Consider the following 24,114-nt stretch of genomic DNA (forward strand, 5'->3'; position numbering starts at 1 on the left):
GTTAATTCTTTCTTATTAATAAACTTATTAAATATTATTTTGAATCGACAAAATGCGGGTTTTTAATTTCAATTAAAGTTGATCCTAAACCACTTAAAAAGATTGAATTAAATTGAGTTTGTAATTTCGCTTTTTCTAAAAATAAATTAGGAGCAATTTTAAATATTGTGTTTTGATATTCATTGTACACTTCATATGGTTGATCATTAACAACAGCTTGAATTAATTTAGAAATATAATTATTTGCTAAAAACCGTTTTTGCACTTTATGAACTTCATGAACTTTATTAGCATCTAATTTAATGTTAGTTAAATGCAACTTCATTTCAGGTAATTTAATATTAGTAAAACCACTAACTTGATCACCGAAATTTTGCACTCGAGCAACTTTAAATCCTGTTAGAAAAAACGGAATATTACTATCTAATACTGTAGCAACATGTCTGAAATTGATTGGTAATTTAAATTTATCAGCATAATATTTAATTAATGCTGCAGCACACGCTGCCATTGAAGCCAATCCTGATCCTTGGGGAACATTTTTCTTAACAGTAATTTTTAGTTTAACATTAATAGAATGATACATTCCTAAATAAAGTGCTGCTTTGCTAATTAAATCATTTTGCACGGTTAATAATTGATTATCATGATCAAAGTATTTTACAATCAACTGATCACTTTTTTCTAAGTGTAATTCATCAAACAGATCAGAATTCAAAACAAAGATACTATCAAATAAAGTTTTTTGATAATTATGTTCGTACTTAAATGTCTTATAACCAAATGTAATGCGTGGATAAGCTTGTAGAATCATATTTTTTGCTAAAATTTTTCTTAATTATACGCTTGATATTATACAATAGATAAATTATAACCTGATTAAAAACTAAAAAGATAAGATTTTTAATCATGATTTAATCTTATTAAGAACAATTAATTATTTAATTTTTATTTGTCTTAAATTTTGTTCTTATAATACTAAAAATTTTTTAAATAATTTTCAATGTTTGATTCCATTGCTAAATCTATTAGTTAATGTAACACTTTTTTAATCCAATTTAAGCCAAAATAATCGTTTTTAGCATGTAAATCAAAGATTTTTTGCAATAAAAATTAGCAGTTATATAATCTAATTGCTAATTTATGCTATAATGAAACCCGATTATTTTAAAAATCATTTTTAATTTTTACAATATTTTTAAAATTATTGTTTTAATGTTATCAAATCTTAAATAAGTGGACATATTTTCTGAAAGGAATAAAATGCAAAAAAGGGATTATTATGAGGTTTTAGGAATTAGTCGTAATGCGACTGATGCTGAAATTAAAAAAGCCTTTCGAACTTTAGCGCGAAAGTATCATCCTGATATGAATAAAGAAAAAGGAGCAGAAGATCAATTTAAACAAATTAATGAGGCATATGAAGTCTTAAGTGATCCACAAAAGCGAAAAACTTATGATGATTTTGGTCATTCTGGATTAGAAAATTCAGGATTTCATGATGCTGGGTTTAATCCTTTTGACATTTTTAATCAGTTTTTTAGTCAACAAGGTGAAGCATTCTTTGTTAATGAAGAAGGCCCTGGTGGGGTTGATGATTTATTTGGTAATGTTTTTCGTAAAAATTTTAATAATTATCAAAATCGTACTAAAAACCCTAATGAAATTGAACAAGCAATTGAAATTAGTTTTGTTGAATCAATTAAGGGTACAAAACAAAATTTTCGTTATACCTATCAATCTGGTTGTGAATCATGTAAAAAAACTGGTGCTTTAGATGGTGATCCAAGATATATTGTTACTTGTAAAAAATGTAATGGTTTGGGCGAAGAAATTATCAAACGTAGAAGTTTGTTTGGAACAGTTTCTACTCGATCAACTTGTCATGAATGTCATGGTTTAGGTAAAATTCCTAGTAAAAAATGTCGTCATTGTAGTGGCAAAGGTTATAACAACTTGCACACAGAAATTGAATTAAATATTCCACCTGGAGTTGTTCCTGGTCAAGTTTTAATTTTTAAAAACACTCATAAAAACACTGAAGTGACTTTAAAAATTCAAATTTATGTATCTCATTCTAGTGTTTTTGAACGTCATGGGATGAATATTTACACTAAATTAATTCTAAATCCATTACAAGCGATGATTGGTGGTAATGTTAAAATTCCTTCACCATGAGGAATTAAAACAATTCGAATTAAACCAGGAATTAAAAATGGCGAACACTTAAAAATCGTTGGTGCAGGATGTCAAATTTTACGTAATAATAAAACAATAACTGGTGATTTAATTGGTGTTGTTGAATATACTGCACCACAAAAATTAAGTAATGATGAATTAAAAATTTTGAGTTCAATTAAAATTGAAGAACCTAAAGAAGCAAGTAATTGAATTAATAAGGCAATTAGTGAGTTAAAAAATTAAAATTATTATGAATACTTTTCAAGCAAAAAATAAAAAACATAAATTTCATCGCAATTCCCAAAATCAACATAATTCTAAAATGTCTGAAGAAATTAGTGAATTAAAAACAAAAATTCATAATTTAAAAACAAAATTAAAAGCAGTGGAATTAGAACAAATTCAAAAACTTAATAATCTTAATCAAACACTAGAAGTTCCAGATGATATTGATCAATGAACTAATCAACAACTAAAAGATAAATTAATTGATCTAATTCATGATAATGCAAAATTAAAATTAGCTAATCAAGAAATTTTAGATTTTCAAGAAGAAACATTAGCACGAATAAATCAACCTGAAGATTTTTTAAGTTCAAATAGTTCAAATGATCAAGATGATCATGATCATCAAGCAACAATTAATAAGCTAAAAAAAGAATTACATTTTAAAGAACAAGAGCACAAACGAATTTTAGATGAAAAAATTAGTGCGATTAAAAATGAATACATGCAAAAAAGCAATGATATTTTTTTAGCTAAAATTAAAGAGAAAGCTGAACAAGCTGAACAAGTTTTAAATGATAAAATTGCTGAATATCAAGCTAAATTTAAATCTGATTTAACTTATGCTAAACTTTATGCACTTGAAAAACATGCTAAAGATTTAGTTACGATCATTAACCAATTTGAAGCAGCATTATCTTTTAACTCTGAAGATCCAGCGATTAAAAATTATTTAATGGGTTTTAACATGTTTTTAGATATGTTTAAACAGTTATTAGAAGATGCTAAAATTAATAAAATTATTATAGAAGTTGGTCAGGTTTATGATCCTGAAATTATGGAAGCATTTGAAACAGTTGAATGTGAACCTGATGATGATAATAAGGTTATTAGTATTGTTGCTTCAGGATATAAATTACATGATCGAGTTATTAAACCAGTTTTAGTTAAAGTTGGTTCAAGTAAAATTAAAGATTAATTTTTTTAACTTAATCAAAACTGCTTGATTTAATTTTTAGTTAATCATTATTAATAATGGTATATAATGGTATTAAAATTAATTAAGATAATTATCTTAAAACCTTTTGAGAAAATAATTATATTTTCAATCTATGTCTCAAAACTATATTACTGTTGCTGATTTATATAAGGAATTTAGTGGTGAATTTTTAAATGCGACTGAAAGAAATGTCAAAAATAAAATTATCACTCCTAAAATGTATCAAGCAGGGTTAGAATTAAGTCAAATTTTTTTAAATTCTAAAATTAATTCATTAATTTATTGGGGTGAATTAGAAGCTGATTTTTTAAAAACATTAACTACTGAAGAACAAGTTAATCGACTTGTTAAAATTTTTCAAGCAGCACCGCCATTATTAATTATTAGTTGTGATTTTGAATTAATTGAAGTTTTATTACAAGCAAGTGATCAAACTAATAATTTAGTTCCAATTATTAAAAGTCAATTTAATTCATCATTAATTGCAACAACAATCAATCCATGATTAGCACGAAAATTAGCTAAAAATAATACAATTCATGGTGTTTTAGTCAATATTTTTGGTGAAGGAGTTTTAATTTTAGGTTCAGCTGGTATTGGTAAATCAGAATTAGCGATGGAACTAATTTTAAAAAATCACTTGTTTGTTGGTGATGATGCAATTGATATTAGTGTTGTTGGTAATGATCTTTGAGGCAAAGCAAATAAAGCAGTTGCTGATTTTATTGAAATTCGTGGTCTTGGAATTTTAGATGTCAAACGAATGTATGGTTTGCAACGGTTGCTAAAAAATTCTCGGATTAATTTAGTTGTTGAACTTAAAAAGGAAACTGAGTTAGTTAAAGAAAACATTCAATTAGAACGATTAGGTTCTAAATTAAACATGAAACCATTAATGGGGATTGAATTGCCCCATTACATTGTTCCAGTTAGTTATGGTCGTAAAATTAGTGATATTATTGAATCAGCTGTAATTGATTTTAAGTTAAAACATTATGAAAAATATCACGCTTTTACTGAATTTGAAAATCGCATTAGTGCAATTAATAGAGGAAAAGAGAAAGAAGATTAATTTTTATGGGCAATGGTTTTAATGGTATTAATGGCTCATCATTTGGTCTAATTGGTCACATTGGTTCACTACCTGTAACCATTTATGGTTTTTTGGTTGTTTCAGGATTTATTATTGCTGTTATTCTTTGTTCAATAAAATTAACTAAATTCTATCGGGTTTCATATGATCCTTTTTTAAAATTTGCTGTTATTGCCTTTCCATTAGGGATTGTTTCAGCAAGTATTTGATCATATGCAATTGGTAATTCTAATCAATGGTATGCAGGGTTTACAGGAACTGGAGGATTAGCAATTCAAGGTGGGGTTTTTATTGGCACACTTTTTGGGCTAATTTGATTTCCTTTAATTTTAAAAAAAGCTAAATATTGAATTAATGTTCCATTGGGTAAAGAAAAAGAAGTTGAAGCAGTACGTCGTGTTTCAACTTGAATCTTTTTTGATGCAATTGTACCAGTTGTTTTAATTGGTCAAGCAATTGGTCGTTGGGGTAATTTTTTTAATTATGAAGTTTTTGGCTTACAAGTTGGCAATCTTAATTATGCTGATGCTATTACTGCCATTGAAAATGGTAATACCAATCTTGTTCCACTAAATTGATTACGTGTTGTTATGCCTGGAGTTTGAAGTAATATGTGGATTTCAACCACAGCAGAAAATAGTGGTAGTTTTGCAAATCCAAGTAGTAATTGAGCTACTACAGCATTTTTACATCATCCATTATTTTTGTATGAATCATTTTTTAATATTATTGTTTTTAGTATTATTTACAATGGTTTTATTAACACAATTCCTAAATTTAAAGTTGGCATTATTGGTGGAGTAGCCATTTTTTATACTGGTTTATTTCGAACTGTAACAGAAAAATTACGTTTTAGTTCAGCTAGTGAAACATTTAGTTTTAATCAATCATTTGTTTTTTCAATTATTTTATTAATTATTGGACTTTTAGTAATTTTTTATGCCATTTTTGTTGCAGGAAGAAAAGACGTTCGTCATGTTCGTTGGTTTGAATATTTAATTGATTTTTTCAAATTACCATTTTATCGTTGAACTAATGTTAGATTATTAATGACTAAATATTCTAATTATCAAGATCAATTAATTGGTACTAGTTTAACTCAAAAAATCCATCATGATATTGAACGTTTAAAAAATAAAACGACAATTAAGTTAACTGATTATGTAGTAGGATACAATGAGTTAAAATATTATGGTTTTAACTACTTTAATTTTTTTGGTAGAAAAATTTGATTTGATAATTAGTAATTATCTTTTTTTAAAATTAATTAAAAATAATTTAAGTTGATATAAGGAATTATAAAATAAAGTGGCGATTCAAGATGGATTAAAAAATAATCCTAATTTGTTTGATTTTTTAATTATTGGTGCAGGACCAGCAGGATTGACTGCAGCAATTTATGGTGCACGTGCAGGAATGAAATGTGGTTTTATTGAAAAAGATGCACCTGGTGGGAAAATGGTGAAAACTAATAGTTTAGAAAATTATCCTGCGTTTGAAACAATTGAAGGTACTGATCTTTCATTAAAAATGATGAATCATGCTTTAGCTAATGAAGTTAGTTATTTGTATGGTAATGTAACTAAAGTAGTATCAATTAAACCTTATTGAGCAGTTTATACTGAAAATGATAAGATATATTATGCTAAAACAGTTTTTATTGCTACAGGGATGATTGAACGTAAAATCGGCATTCCTAATGAATCAGAATATTATGGTCGGGGCGTATCATATTGTGCAGTTTGTGATGCTGCATTATATAAGGGTAAAGATGTAGCAGTTATTGGTGGAGGTAATTCAGCTGTTGAAGAAGCAATTTATTTATCTAATGTTGTTGCTAATGTTCATATAATTCATCGTCGTGATCAATTTCGTGCTGATGCTAAAATTGTTAATAACATGAAAAAAATTGCTAACATTAAAATTCATACCCCATTTATTCCTACTAGAATTGAAGTTAATAACAATTCAGTATCTGGTGTTAAAATCCAAAATGTTAATTCTCAAAATGAATTAATTATTCCTGTATCTTGTGTTTTTCCATATATTGGTTTAAATCCAGTGACTGATTTTGTAAAAGACTTAGATATTATTGGATCTGATGGTTTTATTGTTGTTAATCAAAAAATGGCGACTAAATATCCCGGTTTGTATGCTGGGGGTGATGTGATTCAAAAAAGTTTACGTCAAGTTGCAACAGCAATTAATGATGGTGCAATTGCTGCAATTGAAGCTAAAAACTATATTGCTAATGATTTTATTGATGCCTAGTTTTTAAGTTATTATTAAAACAATCTCACATAAATTCTTAATTTGTGATTAATTTAATTCAATTGATAAATAATAAATATAAGGATTTTGTTGAAAATATGACTTTTAATGAACGTGTTAAAATTGAAATTATCAATCAAAATTATGATCAAAACCAATTTGAAGTAATTGCTGCATTTTTTTTATACAATAATTATCTTATTTTCAAAATTCATGAAAATAATAAACCTTTTTTAGAAATCAAAAGTTATTTTAAGCCAGTATTAAATTTTTTAGCTGAGCATTTTCAAAAGTTTTACAAAATTAATTTTGAACTAATTATTCCTGAAAATAATAAGCAAATATTTCGTTTAATTATTTCTGATTTTGAAAATGTTGCTTGATTAAATGAAATTGAGTTACATTGTTGAAAATTAAGTAAAAATAAAAATTATTATCAAGCAATTTTAATTGGAATTTTTTTAGCTAGTGGTGTTGTTTGTGATATTGAAAATAAATCCTATCACACTGAAATTCGTTTAACTGATTCATTTATTGAAAAACTATTAGTCAAAATTTTAAAGCGAATTAGAACTAATATTAATTACAAAATTTCTCATTATCAAAAACAGAGCAAATTGTATTTAAAACAAGCAGAAAGTATTTCAGATTTTCTTAAATATTTGAATGCAATTGAGCAAATGATGTATTTTGAAGAACAAAAAATTCTAAAAGATCATTTAAACCAACAACAACGTTTAAATAATTTAGATGTTGCTAATTTATCAAAAGTAGTTCAAGCAGCAATGGATCAAATAGCTTGTATTAAAAAAATTCAAAACCATCAAAAATATTTAGAATTAGATCACAATATTCAAAAATTTATGCAAATTAGATTAGAAAACCCTGAATTAAGTTTAAAGGATTTATCTTATTTGCTAACATCAAAATATCAGATTCAGTTAACTAAATCAGGTTTGAACCATTTAGTTAGAAAAATTAAAAAAATTGCTGCTACACTTTAAAACTATTAATATTATTAAATGATATATTAATCCTAACATTATTATCTTGTTAGGATTTTTTTATTGTCAATTAAGTATTTTAAATTGTTTCAATAAACATTTTACAAAAAAATGTAATTTAATTTTTAAAGACTTGTTTTTAGCATTAAAAAAGTTTAATTTTGCTAAGAAAATTGTCATTTTTACTTAATTTTTCTATTTTTTTATCCAAAATCACAATTTTTACTTAATTTTAGAATGATTTTTTTCTAAAAATTAATATAATTTCTTATGTTAATTTTCTACTTATTGTTTTATCTAAAAAAAATTATTTTTAGTGATAGATAAAATAGAAAATGATTAACGTGATTATTTTATATTAAGGTATCAAATGAATTATTGAGAAAATAAAATTGGATTTAAAAATAATGATTCAGTTGAAACAAAAATGTTTAGTGCTAAAAAAAGCAATTTTTTTACTAAATTATTTGGTCAAAAAAAGTTATCTGCCAATTTTAATTCAATTAGTTTAAATAATAATGATTTAAACCAAGACAATGAACTAATAGAAAATCAAAAAATTGAAATTGTTAGTGAACAGACAATCGATTCTAATAATCTAGATGATGCTAGTTCTGATTTATTAAGTGATCAAACTAATACTAATCAATCAATGATTGCTGATCCATTATTAGAAAATGAATTAAATTTAAATCAAGATCCAGTTGTAGTTGATTCAGTTGAAGATGTTAGTGTACGAAAAAATAAAACAATCTTTATTTATGATGATTTAAGTCCTTCAAAAAACCTTCATTGAATTATTAATCATAAATTTATTAATCGTTTTCGTAATGATTGAATTAAATTTGATGCAATTAAGTTTAAAGATTTTTTGAAACTTTTAAGTTTTCAAAATGATGCTCTAATCAATTTTTTCTTTTTGAATTTTGATCGAGAAAAAACAATTTATTTATCAAAATTACATGCTGTAGAAGCTTTAGATTTTGTTATTAATCAATATAATTTGTTTCAATTAGAAAATTCGATTACTAATAAAATGATAACATCCAATCGTGTTGAAATTCCTTTACTTGATCAAAATCATCCTGAATTAGTAACTTTAGCATCAAAATTTTATGAGTCAGAACAATTGAACCAATTTGCTAAAAATACGATTCTTTACTTTTTAAAACAAAAGATTATGAATCAAAAACAAGTGAATGATTTAATTTATTTACTAAATGATCAACGTCATACTAAATTAAGTTTTTTAGATGCAGTAGTTTTAGTATTAAATAATAAAACTTTAAGTTTTCGCAATCAACCAATTCAAAAATCATATGCCAATAATTTTTTACGTTCTAGAATTGTTGCTAAAAGAGTTGTTTTTCAAGATAGGAAAGTTTAATAATGAATCAAAACGATAATAATCATAATGAACAATTATTTAAACAGATGTTAAATCAAACGAGTAAAAAATATTATGACATTCATGATTTAGATCTGATGTTTAAAAACGATCTAACTAATAATGCTTATCAAAATGTGATTAGTATTAAAAACAATTGAAGACTTTATGCTGAAAGATTTGAAGAAATTGCTGCATCTTTACCAACATCATCTAATCTTTATGGGATTAATTCAGTTGAATTTTTAAAAAATTCGAAAATTTATCCAATTTTTTCAATGCAAAATTGACCTGAGCATAAGATTAGTAAAATTAATAGTCATGTTCAAGGTCCATTATTAAGATATTCTAATTTAGAAGTATCAACATTATCTAAAGTTTTATGTTTAACTAAAAAAGAAAATATTGGTGTAAGATTTCAATCAATTAATAATCAAATAGTAGTTGATCAAATGACTAATCATCATTCATTAATTAAATCAAGAGCTAAACCACTAACTTATTATGTTGATTTACCATTAACAATTCAATCGATTAAAGGAAGTAAAAATAATTAATTTTATGAACCGTAAAAATAAGAAAAATAATTTAACTAAATCAGTAAAAGCCGAATTACAAAAAAAGATCATTGAAGCATCATTAAATGGCACAGTTGCTGTTAATGAAGTTGATTTAAAAGCATTAGGATTAATTTTTGGTAAAAAAAATTCAATTGTTTGTCTATTTGATGATGTTCTTTTTGTATGTTATAAAATCTTCAATAATGTAACTAACAAATTTGAATATGTTTTTCATCGTAAATTGGATAAAGATAGCAAACCTCATGAAATTTCATTAATTGATGCTAGTCAAGCTAAAAAAATCGGTTTACATGAAGGCATTAAGCAAGTGAAAATTGGTAATGAAATTCTTCAAGTTCACTATGTTAATGCTGATAGTTTTCCTGAAAAATTTAAAAACTTTGCCCTAAAAGAAAAAGATCCGAAAATTAGTGATGAAAAATTTTTGAGTCATTTTGTTGATTCAGCAGCTGTTGATCGTAAACTAAACCAATTTTTTGCTAGTTTACGTGAATATAAAAACCAAACTACAGTTCCTGCTCTAACTTCAAAAATGGGTTTGACTGATCAAGCAGATTTTGCAACAGTTACTGATGAACTAAAAAAACCACAATCTGATAGTTTTGTTGATATCACTAATTTATCTCAAGCAGAAAAAATTGTGATTGATGGAATTAATTATTCAGATGCTTTCAATATTTCTCAAGTTGAAAAAACAGGTTATCACTACTTGAGTGATCATGAATTAATTTCTGTTGATGAACCAAAATTTGATCAAAGTGAAATTTCATTCCATTTCCAAAATATTTTTCGTGATGTTGATAATTTTTGAGATAAATTAGTGAAATTCTATAATGTTAATGCAACTGATTTAGAAAGTAAACTAAACAATTTAAAAAATTTAAATGTTGATACTAAAATTTTTGATCAAGAACAACTAAATTTAGATACTACTGTTAAATCTAACATAACTACTCAAGATTTTTTACAACGAGAAGAATATTTAACTAAAGAAAAAGAGTTGTTAACTGACAAAATTCATTCTTTAAAAGTTATTTTAGAAGAAAATGGTGTACCATTTGAAGAAAGTTCTGAATATAACGAATTATTAAAACAACAAGAAACTAATGAAGCAAATTTAACTAAACTACAAGAAGATAAATTAGCAATTGAATCTGAAGTTAATGCTGCTAAAGAAAAATATCATAACTTTATTCCACGTAATTATACTCGTGTTCGTGGTACTGAAGATGCACTAAAACGTTATGAAGATTTTGTTCTAAAAAAATTAAAAAGTTTTGATGAACAATTAAATGATATTGAATATAAAAAACGTGAATTTGAATCATTGTTACACAAAGCTGTTGAAAACGTTCATTCAGCACGTAAGTTTAAAATTGCTTTTGATCATGAACTATTAGTTAAAGATGGTCTTGAATCTAAAAACGCTTTATTAATTGCTCAAAAACAACAAGAACATTTAAAAGATTTAGCTGAAAAAGGTCGAATTCATGAAAATACTTCATTAGTACAATCACAAATTGAATTTCATGAAAGTAAAATTAATAATTCAATCGCTACTTTAAATGAATATCAATTAGTTGATAATTATGAAGAAAAAGTTCGTAATTTACATGAAAAACAAATAAGTTTAAAAAAACAACAAAGTGATTTAAACGAAATTTTGCTAGCTGCTAAAATTAAATTATTAAAACGGCAAAAATTAATTGCAAAAGAAAATGAACGTCGAAAAAATTCTTTATTAGCATTAGAAAATGAAATTTATCGTTTAGCTAAAGATTTAAATTTAGAAATTCGTGATAATTTTGAATGTGTTTGAAAATTATGGAATGAAAAAGGAATTTCTGAAATTAATGAAATTTTTATTAAAAAAATTGAATTATTAAGTCAAGTTTCTGATGTTGTTGCTGCTCAAATTGATCGTTTGTCAATTAGTCAAATGCAATCTTTAGAAATCGCTAAAGAAAACCAAGAAGATTGACAACGCGTTTATGATGAAGTAATTAAAGAATATGATCAAAAAGGTTATCGTTTAGAAGTACCAAAAATTGATGAATTCAGCTTAATGGATCAAAGTAATGTTAATAAAGATAAATTTATTCATATTGAATTATCACCATTAGTAGAAAAAATTGTTAATTTAAAATACGAATCTAGTTTACCTGAAGAATATGAAAAAATTGCTTCTGATAGTTACTTCAAAACAACTCTTTTAGGTCTTGATCCTAAAACTAAAGATGATAGTGAATATTTAGTAATTGATCAATTACACGAAAATGATCCTTTAACTCCTGAACAAGAAGCACGTTTAAAAGAAGAAAATTTACGCAAACAACAAATTGCAGAAGAAGAAGCACAACAACAATTACTAGAAATGCAACAACGTGAACAAGCAGAAAAAGAATTAGCTGCTGATATTGCAAGAGTTCAAGAACAACAAGCAATGTTAGATGAAATTCACGCTAAAGAAATGCAATTATTAGAAGAAAAATTACGTCAAGAAGAAGCTGATGCTCTAAATTTAGCTCAAGCACGTAATGAAATTAATTCTGAAATTATTAGTCAGTCTAAAAAAGAAATGTTTAATTTTGCTAAAGATTTAATTACTATTAAACATGTTCATTTACGCAATAAAAAATTAATTATTTCTGAACACAAAAATTTAGATGATGTTGAAAGTTCTGAACCTGATAATTTTGAATTTGTAACTAAACCTGATGATTTAGACTTCCAAACAACTCAAGAAATTTTAGAATTAAAAACATTTGATGAAGCTAGTGAAACTGTTAGTGATAATGAAAAACCATTATTAGAAGATGTTGAATTAACACTACCAGTAGATAGTGATTCTGAAACAGTTGATCAAGAATTAAGTCAAAGTAATGATGCTATTACTGTTGATTTAGTTAGTGAAACTACAGCAAACTTAGATTCTGATTTAATAAATTCTGATCAAGCATCATCTTCTGCTGAAGAAATGTCAGAATTTGAATCTCTAGTTAAATCTGAAGATAAATATCATGCTGATGAATTATTAATGGATCATGAAATGAAAATTCCTGATGATTCAGAATCAAACGATTCATTAGATCAAGAAGTTATTTTTGATGAAAGCATGTCAACTCAAGTTAATGATTTGTTAGTAGATGATAATCAAAACAATCATAATGTAACTCAAGATTTTCAAAAATCTGATTTTACTATTTATGATCATGACTTAGAAAGTGGGATTATGAATGATAATCTTGATTTAGTAAAAACTGATGATTTAGAAGGAGGTGAACAAATGATGGAAGTAGATCATAAATCAAAAATTGATTTATCAATTATTAAAAGACGAATTATGCATTTAGAAAATGAGATTCAATCATTATCTCGTTTTACTGAACGCAATGAAACCCGTTTAGAAAAAGCAATTCAATTACGTGATGAACTAAAACGCCAATTTGATGAACAAATGGAAATTGCTAAATTAGAATTTGATCATTCTCGTGAAGAATTTAATAGTTATTTAAAAACTGAAATTGATGAAATTGATAATGAAGAAATTGAAGAAGCAATTGATGAATCACAATTGAATCATGATTTCTTATTAGATAATAATGCTTCAAATGATCAATTAGCAGATAATTTAGTAGTTGATAAACAATTTGAAGAATCAGAAAACCAATCTTCAACTTATTTTGATAATGCTGATGATAGTTCTAATATTGATTCTACTCAATTGAATGAAACTAATTTTTTCAATGATCAAGATCAAAATCATCCTTCAGAAGATGATGATTTAGCAAACCAACAATTTGATTTAAGTGATAATTATGTTGATCCTAATGATCAATTAATTAGTGAAACTACAGTTGAATCAGATGATCAAAGTGATCAAAATCTATCTGATCAAGCTGGTGATCATGAAATTAGTGATGATAGTTTTGAAATGGATGTTGATAGTCATGAAATGAATGAAGATGAAGCAATTACTGAACTAAAACCAATTAATTCAGTTAATGATGATTTAAGTGAAGATAATGAAACTCATGAATTAGATCAATTAAGTCAAGAACCAACTAAAGATAAAAAAGATGGTTTCTTTAGTCGCTTAAAAAACATGTTCACTAAACGCAAATAATTAATAACTATTTTGCAATAATTTTTAATAACTAATTTAAAATAATACTACGTGTTGTTTTTAAATAATTAATTTCTATTACAAATTAATTCAAGTTAGAACAAATTAATAATCGTTATTTTGTTAAAAGATCAATTCAAAATAATTAAAATTAAGAAGGGAAGAATTATGGCACGAAGAGATCAATTAACTAATCGTGGACCTTTGTCAGGTAATAATCGTTCAAAAGCTTTAAACATTACTAAACGGAAATGAAATTTAAACTTACAAAACGTTACTATTGTTGATTCTAATGGCAAAACTTTAAAACTAAGAATTTCAACAAAAACCTTACGAACTTTAAAAAAGAATAGTCAATTAAATTAATATTTTTTAACAGTTTAATATATTTAAAACCAATATCAAAACTGATATTGGTTTTTTTATTAATTGAACAATAATTTTACTAATCAAAAGATAAAATTTTGATCTTATAAACACTGAAGTAATCATTTAGAAATTAAAATCGATCGTTTGAAATTAAAATAATCTCTTTTAAAATTAACTTGATTTTAGAGATTGATGATAAATAAGGGTTATGAAACAAATTAATTCCAATCAAGAATCAAAAAAACCAGCCATTGTAATTAAAAATTTATATGTTAAATTTAATCAAAAAATCATTTTAGAAAACTTAAATTTAGAAATTTATGAAAATAGTTTAACAAGTTTATTAGGTTCAAGTGGTGTTGGTAAAACTACTTTAATTAATGCTATGATTGGCTTATTAAAACCTCATCAAGGAACAGTTTCATACACCAATCCTAGTTGAAAATCGAATTTAGGTTTTGTTTTTCAAGATGCTTTGTTATATGATGAAATTAGTGTTTATAAAAACATTTATTTATCAATTAAAAATTCTTATGATTGAAACGCTAGTAAAAAACTAGCACTAATCAAAAATTTTTTTGATCAAAAAACAGCAAAACAAGATAGTAAAAATGATGATCAAAAATTAAATTATTTAAACAAAATTTATCAAAAATTAATCAATGCTTATAATAATTATCAACCATTAATGAAAATCAAATGATTGTTATTGTTACTAAAACTGAGTGTTTGAAGAGTTTGGGGAATAAAAGATTTAATTGATTTTGTACAAAAAATTAATTTAAAAAAATTTATTAAACAAGAAATTATTAATTTAGCTGAAAATTTAAAAATTAGTCATATTTTAAAAAATCGTGCTAATGAAATTTCAGGTGGTCAGAAACAACGGGTTGCTATTGCTAAAGCATTAATTAAAAATAGTAAAATTATTTTTATGGATGAACCTTTCTCTTCATTAGATGCTGATACAAAAACACAAGCTCGTGATTGGTTACGTGAAACACAAAAAAAATACCAATTAACAATTTTAATGGTAACTCATGACCAACATGATGCTGTTTTGATTTCTGATTATATTATTTATTTATCTAATCGTCAAATTCAACAATATGATCATCCACATGTTTTTTTTGAAAAACCATATAATTTAGAAATTGCTGAATTTATTGGATATCCCAAAATTAATTTTTTAAAAGAAGTAAATGGGATTAAACATTATCTTCGTCCAAAAGAAATCAAATTAAAATTAAACAAAAATGGTAAATATAAAATTACTAATATTATTAATACTGGTAATTATATTATTTATGAAATTGCTCATTTAATTAATAATTTACAATTACGTGTTTTTTCTAATGATTCACATTATCATCTTAATGATATAGTTGATATTAACTATGCTTCTAATGCAATAATTAAATTTAATCAGCAAGGAATTAATTTATCATATGTTGAAAAAGTCATCTAATTTCAATTTTTGAGCATCTGATTGACAAAATCAAAAACGATTAAAATCAAAATCACAAAAATGAATTAATCAACATTTAAAAATTAATAAAAACCAAATTAAAATTTTGCTTTCAATGTTACCATTAGTTTTAATTGTTGCAATTTTTTTAATTACCCCATTTATTACTAATATTTTTGAATCTTTTAAAATTACTACAGTTAATGATCGAGTCAATTATACTTTAGGAATCAAAAACTTTCAAGATGTGATTAATGATCCAGAATTTCATGCTGCATTTTATTATTCCAACATTATTTTATTTGTTGGATTACCAATTGGTTTTGTTTTAAGTTTTATTTTATCTTTATTAATTAATACGATTTTAAATCGAATTTTTAATAACTTAATTGTTATTACTTTATTTTCTCAATTTTTTATTTCTAGTTTTGCAATTGGTATTGCTTTTGTTTATTTATTTGATGCTGAAAAAGCAGCATTTAATCAAATTTTTAAAACTAATTTCAATTTTACTGATGGTAATAATAATTTAATTGTTTTAATTTTATTTCATGTTTGAAGAATATTACCATTTAATACTATCATTCTTTTATTTCATTTCACATCACAAAAACGCAAATATCATTCATTAATTAGTATTGATAAATTAACATTTACTGATAAAGTCATTAATGTTTTTTTTCAAAAAATTCGTCCAGTACTATTTTTACTAATATACATTAATGTGTTACAAGCTTTATTATTGAATCCTTTTGCTATTTATGATCAGAATACATTACAAAATAATAATATTTTTACTTTTTCATATTATATTTACTATTATTTGAAACTGTTTCAAATCCCATTATTTGATCGTGCTGGTGCTGCTTCAATTCTTGTACTTTCCTATTTAGTATTAATTAGTTTAGTTATTATTACTTTTTATTTACTAATATCACACCATCAAAAAATGATTAATATTTGACAATGATCAATTAATTGATTAATTAATCTTAAAAAGAAATATTTAAAAAATTAGTGATGAAATCTTTTTTCAATAAATGTCATTTATTTTTTATGACTACTATTAAATCATTTTTATTTAATAAAATCGCTCATTGATTTTCTGATCAAGTAATTGGTTCTATCATTAGTATTAAAAATAATTTTATTACTAGTCCTTGAAAATGTTGCTATTCATTTTTTAGTCTAATGATACGTTTAAGTTTAATTATTGGTGTTGTTTTACTAATTGTTTCACCAGTCTATTTTTTAATTATTGTTGCCTTATTTAGTAATAACCAAGCAATTAGTGTTAATCAAAGCATTGTTCCTGATGGGTTTAACATTAATAATTTTCTTGTTGCCATTCAAGAAAATCAAAATCAATTTTTAAGAGCTTTTGGTTGAACGATTTTATTTGCTTTTTTAGCTAGTTTACTAAAAGCATTTGTTTTAATTACTGGTGGATTTGGATTAAGTTTAATGCAATCTAAAACCCGATTAATTATTTGCATAATTTTGATGTTTTTAATGTCAATTCCTGAAGTAGTTTTATACACTGGGCTTTATCGTAATACAATTGCATGAAACTTAAAAGAATCAGTAATTTTTTTACCAATTTCTGTTCCTCTAGTTTTTTCTTATTTTTCCTTAATTTATTTTCGCAACGCATTTTTATCAATTAATCTTAAATTTAATAAAATGACAATTATTGATCGTTTAACAATTATTGAAAAAATTCGTTATATGTATTTTCCTAAATTAAAATTTGCTTTAATTATTTCATTAATTTTTAGTATGATTAGTGCTTGAAATAGTTTTTTATGACCAAACATTATTTTAAGTGGAACTGAAATTGTGGTTTTAGGGCAATGATTTAGAAGTCTTGGTTTTATTCCTCAAGGTCAGTTACAAAATTTAATGGCAGTTGGTGCTACGATTACAATGATTATTCCACTAATTTTTTATTGGATTAGTGCCAAATGAGTTAATCGTAGTTTTTTTAAACCAATAAAACAATAATTTAATCAAAAATTTATTTTTTAGTTATTTTGATCTATTCCCCTAACTGATTAATCAGATATATATATATATATATATATAAAATTTAAAAAATTATTATTTTGCTACAATAATCCCGTTTTTGATTTCTAGCAAATCAAAAAAGTAATTGATTTAATCAAGAAGAAAAATATGGTATCTAAAAAGATCAAAAATTTTGTTAAATTTAAATTAAGTTTTTTAAGTTTATCAATTATGAGTTTAGCTGTAATTGCATGTAGTAGTAATAGTAATAATCCAGTTTTATTATCAGTTCCTGAAAATAAAAATTCCCAATTAAATACTGCATTAAGTCCATTAGTAGATTTGTATAATCAACAACAAAGTAGTCAAGCAGATTTTTTACCAGTGAAGTTATTAACAACAGAAGATACAAAATATAAAAATGATACTGAATTATTAAAAGGCACTGTTGATCAAATTACTAAAAAAAGTAATGAATTACCTTCATTAATTTTAAGTTCCTACACTTCATTAATAACATCAACACCAGAAATTAATAAACATAAAAAATTGTTAGATATTTCAGATGTTGTTAAACCAAGTGATTTTATTCCAGGAATTGCACCATTATACGCACTTATTGGTCATATTCCAAGCCTTCCTTCAATCCCTACTCCTGATGCACCTCCTAGTCCTTCTGGTGTTGGGGGTATTCCTGGTGTTGGTAGTGAAGGTGTTGGTGGTGTTACAATTCCTGGTGTTGGAAACATTCCTGGCGTTGGAAGTCTTCCTAGTGTTCCTGGTATTAGTGAAATTACTGATCAAACCCGCTTGTATGCTTTACCGTTTTTTCTTGGTGCTGGTAAAACATTTAATGCAAGTAGTCCTGATATATATTCATTAATTCCTATTACTGTTGATTCTAAAAAAGATGCAGCAGTTAAAAAATTTTTAAATTGGCTTTATAAAGGTGAAGTTACTATTGATAATAAAAAAATTAAAGTACCTAAGTACATTCAAGATAAATATCAATACTATCTTCCTTTAAAAGATAGTTTACCTACTTTATCTGCATAAAAATAATAAAATTGGTTTATTTAAAAATTTTTAATATATTAAATCAAACAAATTAATTAATTTTTATAAAAAAAAGAAAAACGGGTTTTAAAAGCCCGTTTTTTTATTGAACCAAATTGTTGATATTTTTTTGAACAAATTAAATAATAATATTTTTTAATTACTGATTTATTTCTCTAATTAATTAATCAAATATATAATTAAACTATTGTTCTAAATTGATTTATTATCAATTTAGTTTTTTTAATTTTTTTAAATTAAAACATTAAATTATTCAATAGAGAAAAAAATGAGATCAAAAAAAATTAAAAATTTTATTAAATTTAAGTTAACTTTTATAAGTTTATCAATTATCAGTTTAACTGTAATTGCATGTAGTAGTAATACTAATACTAATCAAGTGTTATTTTCAATTGCTCAAGATAAATATTATCCTTTAAATATTGCTTTACAACCATTAATACCTTTATACAATCAACAACAAAGTAATCAAGCAAATTTCTTACCAGTTAAGTTATTAGCAACAGAAGAGACACAACATAAAAGTGAATTTAGTTTATTAAATGATACTATTAATAAAATCACTGCACAAAGTAATGATTTACCATCATTAATTTTAAATTCTTCAACTTCTGCAGCAACAATTAATAGTTATGGCAAATTATTAGATGTGTCTGATGTTCTAAAACCATCTGATTTTGCTAATGAAATAATGCCATTATATACAAATGTTGCTGGTAGTAATAATCATAATCGTTTGTATGCTTTACCATTCAATTTATCATCAACTGAATCATTGGCCATTAATTTTCCTGTTCTAAAATTTTTAGTTGATCAAGCTGTTTTTAATGGCGCAACACTACAAAGTAGTGTCAATGATCCAACTAATCAAACCGAATCAATTATTGCTAAATTAAACAAAATAGATTCAGAAAAAAACAAAATCAAAATTGCTAAAACTGTTTGAAATCGTTTTGAATATCAAATTAAAAACTCACAAAGTGAATCAACTAATGATCAAAACAATTCATTAAAAAATTACATAATTACTGATAGCACTTTTATTAATTATGATTCCTTAACTGAATTTAGTGAAAAAATAAGTGCTATTTTAAAACTTAAAGCTAATACAACAGTTCAAGCTGCTGATAAATATGCTAATATCTTATCAATTGATTATGCATTAAATGTTTTTAAACGTCGATTATGAGAAGAAACTGGATCTACAATTAATGATTATGTATGATCATATAAAAATAATCCAGTAAAAAACAGTAATAATATTGTTAATTATACGATTTTAGAGCAAACAAAAGATGGAGTAAAAGCTCAACAATTTATTAAAGCATTTAATCAGTTTGTTCAACATACTAAAGCTGCAGATTCTACTAAAAAACTTCGTAATGTTTTTTATACAAAACAAAATGTTAATTTAGAAGGTGATTGAGCATCATGATTATTAAGAACATTTAATACAGCAATTGCAATTGCTCCTAATGTTGGTTTACGTCAATCTGTGCAATCTCAATTAAGTGGAACCTTTTTTGCAAGTGAAAAAGTTAATAATAAACTACAACTTAATAAAAATCTTTTTGATCGTTTTGCAAAATATCAAGAAGATGTTGTTTGATATGATCAATATACTAAAACAGTACCTAAAGCAAATTCAGATCAAAAATTACAAACTTATATTGCTGGAGGATCATCTTTAGTTCCAATTAGTATTAATTCTAAAAAAGATGCTGCATTAAAAAATTTTTTAACATGACTTTATAAGGGTGATGTTGTTATTGATAATAAAACTATTAAAGTATCTGATTATATTCAAGAAAAATCTAGTTATTTTATTCCTTTAGTTGAAACTTTTGGTACTGAAGCAGCAATAAATAAAGAAATTGCTAAATTAGAAACCAAAGTTGAAGCAGCTCAAAAAAATAATAGTGATGATCAGTACATATTAAATACTTTAATTTTATCTATTAAAGATTATTTATCTTTTATAAAAGCCCAAAAAGAGCCACCTTATAAAAATAATACTAAACAAGTTTTGTTTAATCCAGCAGGTGATATTAATACTGTAAAAATTAATAGTGATATTGATGCTGCAATTAAAAATCTATCTGTTCCAAATCAACCACAAATTAATGGTGATCAATTATTTCAAAATTTAGTTGCTAAAAAAGGTTCATTAATTAATTAATTAATTTAATCTACAAATAAAAAAATTAATTGCTAATTAAACAATAAAATTTTAAATTTCAATAATAAGAAAACGGATTTGAATTCCGTTTTTTTATTGAATTAATTTGAGAATATTTCTTACTCTCATCAACTTCCAAGCCAACAAAACTAATGCCAAAATGAGTATAAATCCATTGTCTTGCTGCATCTTCATCTTCAGGAACAAACTGGTTAGGGTGGTTGGGTTGATCATTAAAATCAGCCACAATCTTTCTTGTTGGACTAACTGGACTAGAACCACCCATCCCCTGCTGACTTTTACCCCCAGCCACAAACTCCACTTTCTGCTGCTTAAACCCTTTTAATGTAATATCATCAAGCTCTACCTTCTGATTAAACTGGTCTTTAACATCAAAAGATAAGGTGACTGACTGAGCATTTTCATTCACTGATTTAACATTAATGACATTAACTTGTTGACTAATAAAATTTTTAACATAAGCTGAAGTGTCTGCTCACTCACCTAAATGGTTTTTAAGTACTTGAGAAGTGATCGTACTTGCAAAATAGTTTTTTAACTTATTACTTGTCTTAACATCAAAAGTTCTGGTGGTGGAAGAAGAAGAAGAAGATCCACCATTCTTAGGATCCAGCTTATACTCAATATTTTGAACTAAATTAAAATCATAACTATAGTTTCAGTTTTGTAAGGGCGCACGAATCACTAGTTTAATTTTGTTGTAGTAGAATTTGGTGGTGGTGTTATTACCAACAGTATACTTCAACAAGCCTTTATCAACCCCTAATGGGTGGATCGAAGATAGTTTTGTTGTGTTTGAACCATTGGCAACTGTTCAATTGCCTGCACCCACTCTTCCATTATAATAGGGTAGTTGACCAATTAGTTGGGTTAGTGGTTGTGTGCCATTGTTAATGGTAGACCCACCCCCTTGATTACCATTATTATTAGGCACCCCATTACTCTCACCTGGTGAATAACTAGCAATCACACTTTCATCAGTTGGCAAACTCAAATCATAATCAAGCCCATTAGCATTCGCATAAAAACTCGTTCAGTCAACATCTTTTCATTCAGCTGGAGTTATTTCTTTCCCATCTCCATACAACTTAAATTCTAGTTTTTGTGGGTGAGTTCTACCACTTAGTCTACCATTATTAGACCCTCATGAGTTTTGGTTGTTACCATTTTGCGGTAATGTTCGTGTGAGTAAATAAGGAATAAAGGAGTTGAATGATTGATAGGCATCATCATCACTAAAGTTGGAAGTACCAACTTGTTTGTATTTGTCATTGGAGGGGGAAGAACTTCCCCCTACCATACCACCCCCGTTTCCTGTGGAGGGGGAAGTAGGGTTCGACCCTACCAGACCAGTCCCATTTGAACCTCCAGTAGAACCCCCAAACCCTGGTAACACCAACCTACTAGAATCAGACTCATCCACATGAAAATCAAACGCATAAGTACTAGTTTGTCCTTTAGATAACACTTCATTATCACTTAGTTGATTAAACCAGTGAGCATAAATCCAGCGATCAAGTGCAGCTGTGGCTCATAACTTGTATGAGTTATAGGCGGCTTGATTTGTTCCAAAAAGTTTCAACTGATCAATGTTAGCATTTGTATCAATCCCATCAGAAACATCAGCCACTTGATAAGCAAAATCACGGTTAATGCCCCCTAAATAAGTGTGGCTGAAAAAGGGGTTATCTTTGCCATCACTAGTTAAACTATATAAATTCGCTCCAACTCAAATTCGGCGAAAATAAGGGTTGAAGTCAGTGGAAGAAGATCCAATTTGGTTGTTTCATGGAAAGATGGGTTTAGCCATCACATTTGTTGGGTTGTTTTTGATCATAATTGATTTAGGGTTGGTCCCTGTAGGTTGTGGCATGGCACCCCCACTATTTGACCCCCCACCAAACCCATACATAATATTCCCTGTGGGACCTTCCCGCTCGTTTGAAGAAACCGTCAACTTCGGTCATAAATACCAGCTGTCTGATGGTTTTTGCTGTGGTCAAAAATCAAGCAACTGGTTGTTAGCAAAACTAATTTTAGGTAAAGTTTGATTGACATCTGCTAGACCAATTCGTTGGATGAAGTTGTTAGCAAGACCCATATTATCAAGATTAAACATGTTTGGCTTCTCATTAACACTTTTCGTACTATAATATCGAACCCAATTCGCTGGATTGGGTCCAGGTCCGTGACCAGCATTATAAAACCCTTGTTGATCTCCTGCCACCTTCATTAATGATAAATGATAAAACCAGAACTGCAAGTAAGGTAGAGGTTTAATCCCTAATGGAGGAACATATTTGAGTTTGTTACTACTAAAATTAATATTAGTAAATAAGTTGGGAGATACGGAAATGGCTTCAATTTGATTATGACTAAAGTCAATATTATTAATGTCTTTAGTGATCATTAAGCGAACTGAACCAAAGTTGAGGCCTAAAGAACGGTTAGCATTATTACTTCCTTGGATGAGACCATTTTGGTCAGTAGTAATGCCACTTGCTGAGTCATACATCATGGGAGTGGAACTGTTGTTGGCATTCATATTTGTGCTTGGACTTACCTGATTAACATACACTCCTCCTTCCTTATTATTAAAATAAAAGTCGTCAGATGAGATGGCGGCAAGGAAGGTGGAGTAGTCAGAAATGGTTTTGTTAGAATTGTTAGCAATGGTTCCAGAAGAACCAGGGGTTCCACTCCCACTACTAGTGGTAGTAGTAGGCAAATGCATATACATTTTGCCTGGAAGTGTCTCTTCCAACCACTTCTTGATGGCTGTGACTTCAGGTCTTGCTTTAACATCACTCGCATCATAAGTGTAGGGTTCTTCAGTAGAAGAAGCAGAAGAAGAAGAAGAAGAAGAAGAAGAAGAACCAGAAGCAGACCCACCTTGGTTCTGACTACCACCCTCATCCCCTTCCCATCAGTTCACAAACTTTTTAAGTACTGATAATAATCGTATTTGTTGGAAGCAGAAGAAGCAGACCCCCCACCCCCCTGCTGCTTATTCATCTGTTTAATCTCTTCCTCACTCAAATACCCCGTGTTTTTCTGATTCATCCCATAACTACTAAAATTACCAATTACCTTAATTTGATTATGAGAAGCACTAATAGTTTTTA

17 protein-coding genes are annotated in these 24,114 nt (G+C 26.4%); 15 read left to right on the forward strand and 2 right to left on the reverse strand.

The genetic code is table 4. From position 1 onward, the window contains the following. Nucleotides 1-34: 34 nt before the first annotated feature. Nucleotides 35-814, reverse strand: a complete 780-nt coding sequence (locus MCAV_RS01995) for a hypothetical protein (RefSeq protein WP_391592215.1) — start codon at nt 812-814, stop codon at nt 35-37. A 449-nt stretch (nt 815-1,263) separates the two neighbouring features. On the opposite strand from MCAV_RS01995, the gene MCAV_RS02000 reads away from it, so the two are divergent. The 15 genes from MCAV_RS02000 to MCAV_RS02070 all read left to right on the forward strand — a co-directional run bounded on the left by MCAV_RS02000 (nt 1,264) and on the right by MCAV_RS02070 (nt 20,968). Next, nucleotides 1,264-2,424: a DnaJ domain-containing protein gene (locus MCAV_RS02000; RefSeq protein ID WP_391592216.1), complete on the forward strand. Its 1,161-nt coding sequence runs from the start codon at nt 1,264-1,266 to the stop codon at nt 2,422-2,424. 7 nt (nt 2,425-2,431) lie between these two features. After that, nucleotides 2,432-3,385 (forward strand): nucleotide exchange factor GrpE, encoded by a 954-nt coding sequence (grpE, locus tag MCAV_RS02005; RefSeq protein ID WP_391592217.1) that lies wholly within the window; start codon nt 2,432-2,434, stop codon nt 3,383-3,385. Nucleotides 3,386-3,518: 133 nt separating this feature from the next. Next, nucleotides 3,519-4,478, forward strand: a complete 960-nt coding sequence (hprK, locus tag MCAV_RS02010; RefSeq protein ID WP_391592218.1) for an HPr(Ser) kinase/phosphatase — start codon at nt 3,519-3,521, stop codon at nt 4,476-4,478. A gap of 5 nt (nt 4,479-4,483) precedes the next feature. Then, complete coding sequence (gene lgt, locus MCAV_RS02015; protein WP_391592219.1) at nt 4,484-5,743, forward strand: prolipoprotein diacylglyceryl transferase; 1,260 nt, start codon at nt 4,484-4,486, stop codon at nt 5,741-5,743. Nucleotides 5,744-5,807: 64 nt separating this feature from the next. Continuing rightward, nucleotides 5,808-6,770 (forward strand): thioredoxin-disulfide reductase, encoded by a 963-nt coding sequence (gene trxB, locus MCAV_RS02020; protein WP_391592220.1) that lies wholly within the window; start codon nt 5,808-5,810, stop codon nt 6,768-6,770. Nucleotides 6,771-6,868: 98 nt separating this feature from the next. After that, on the forward strand, nt 6,869-7,774 hold the full coding sequence (gene whiA / locus MCAV_RS02025) for a DNA-binding protein WhiA (RefSeq protein WP_391592221.1): 906 nt from the start codon (nt 6,869-6,871) through the stop codon (nt 7,772-7,774). A gap of 370 nt (nt 7,775-8,144) precedes the next feature. Beyond that, the gene (locus MCAV_RS02030) at nt 8,145-9,161 is read left to right on the forward strand and encodes a hypothetical protein (protein ID WP_391592222.1); all 1,017 of its coding nucleotides are present in this window, start codon (nt 8,145-8,147) and stop codon (nt 9,159-9,161) included. A 2-nt stretch (nt 9,162-9,163) separates the two neighbouring features. Further along, nucleotides 9,164-9,718, forward strand: coding sequence for a hypothetical protein (locus tag MCAV_RS02035; RefSeq protein ID WP_391592223.1), 555 nt, complete (start codon nt 9,164-9,166; stop codon nt 9,716-9,718). Between the two features lie 4 nt (nt 9,719-9,722). Continuing rightward, the gene (locus MCAV_RS02040) at nt 9,723-13,868 is read left to right on the forward strand and encodes a cell envelope integrity protein TolA (protein WP_391592224.1); all 4,146 of its coding nucleotides are present in this window, start codon (nt 9,723-9,725) and stop codon (nt 13,866-13,868) included. 168 nt (nt 13,869-14,036) lie between these two features. Further along, nucleotides 14,037-14,234, forward strand: coding sequence for a 50S ribosomal protein L28 (gene rpmB / locus MCAV_RS02045; protein WP_391592225.1), 198 nt, complete (start codon nt 14,037-14,039; stop codon nt 14,232-14,234). Nucleotides 14,235-14,445: 211 nt separating this feature from the next. Next, a complete protein-coding gene (locus tag MCAV_RS02050) occupies nt 14,446-15,705 on the forward strand; it encodes an ATP-binding cassette domain-containing protein (protein WP_391592226.1) in 1,260 nt (419 codons plus the stop codon). Next, complete coding sequence (locus MCAV_RS02055) at nt 15,686-16,723, forward strand: carbohydrate ABC transporter permease (RefSeq protein ID WP_391592227.1); 1,038 nt, start codon at nt 15,686-15,688, stop codon at nt 16,721-16,723. Before MCAV_RS02050 ends, MCAV_RS02055 begins: the two co-directional genes overlap by 20 nt. Nucleotides 16,724-16,725: 2 nt before the next feature. Continuing rightward, entirely contained in the window at nt 16,726-17,709 is a 984-nt protein-coding gene (locus MCAV_RS02060; protein ID WP_391592228.1) for a hypothetical protein, read from the forward strand. A 171-nt stretch (nt 17,710-17,880) separates the two neighbouring features. Beyond that, nucleotides 17,881-18,768 carry a hypothetical protein gene (locus MCAV_RS02065; protein WP_391592229.1) on the forward strand — a complete coding sequence of 296 codons (888 nt, stop codon included), beginning with the start codon at nt 17,881-17,883 and terminating at the stop codon, nt 18,766-18,768. Nucleotides 18,769-19,057: 289 nt separating this feature from the next. Next, nucleotides 19,058-20,968 (forward strand): P68 family surface lipoprotein, encoded by a 1,911-nt coding sequence (locus MCAV_RS02070; protein ID WP_391592230.1) that lies wholly within the window; start codon nt 19,058-19,060, stop codon nt 20,966-20,968. A gap of 25 nt (nt 20,969-20,993) precedes the next feature. On the opposite strand, the gene MCAV_RS02075 is transcribed toward MCAV_RS02070, so the two are convergent. Then, the gene (locus tag MCAV_RS02075; RefSeq protein WP_391592231.1) at nt 20,994-23,924 is read right to left on the reverse strand and encodes a hypothetical protein; all 2,931 of its coding nucleotides are present in this window, start codon (nt 23,922-23,924) and stop codon (nt 20,994-20,996) included. Nucleotides 23,925-24,114: the final 190 nt, after the last annotated feature.

The organism is [Mycoplasma] cavipharyngis (genome assembly GCF_042984175.1).
In the GTDB taxonomy this organism is placed as follows: Bacteria; Bacillota_I; Bacilli_A; order Mycoplasmatales; family Mycoplasmoidaceae; genus Mycoplasma_N; species Mycoplasma_N cavipharyngis.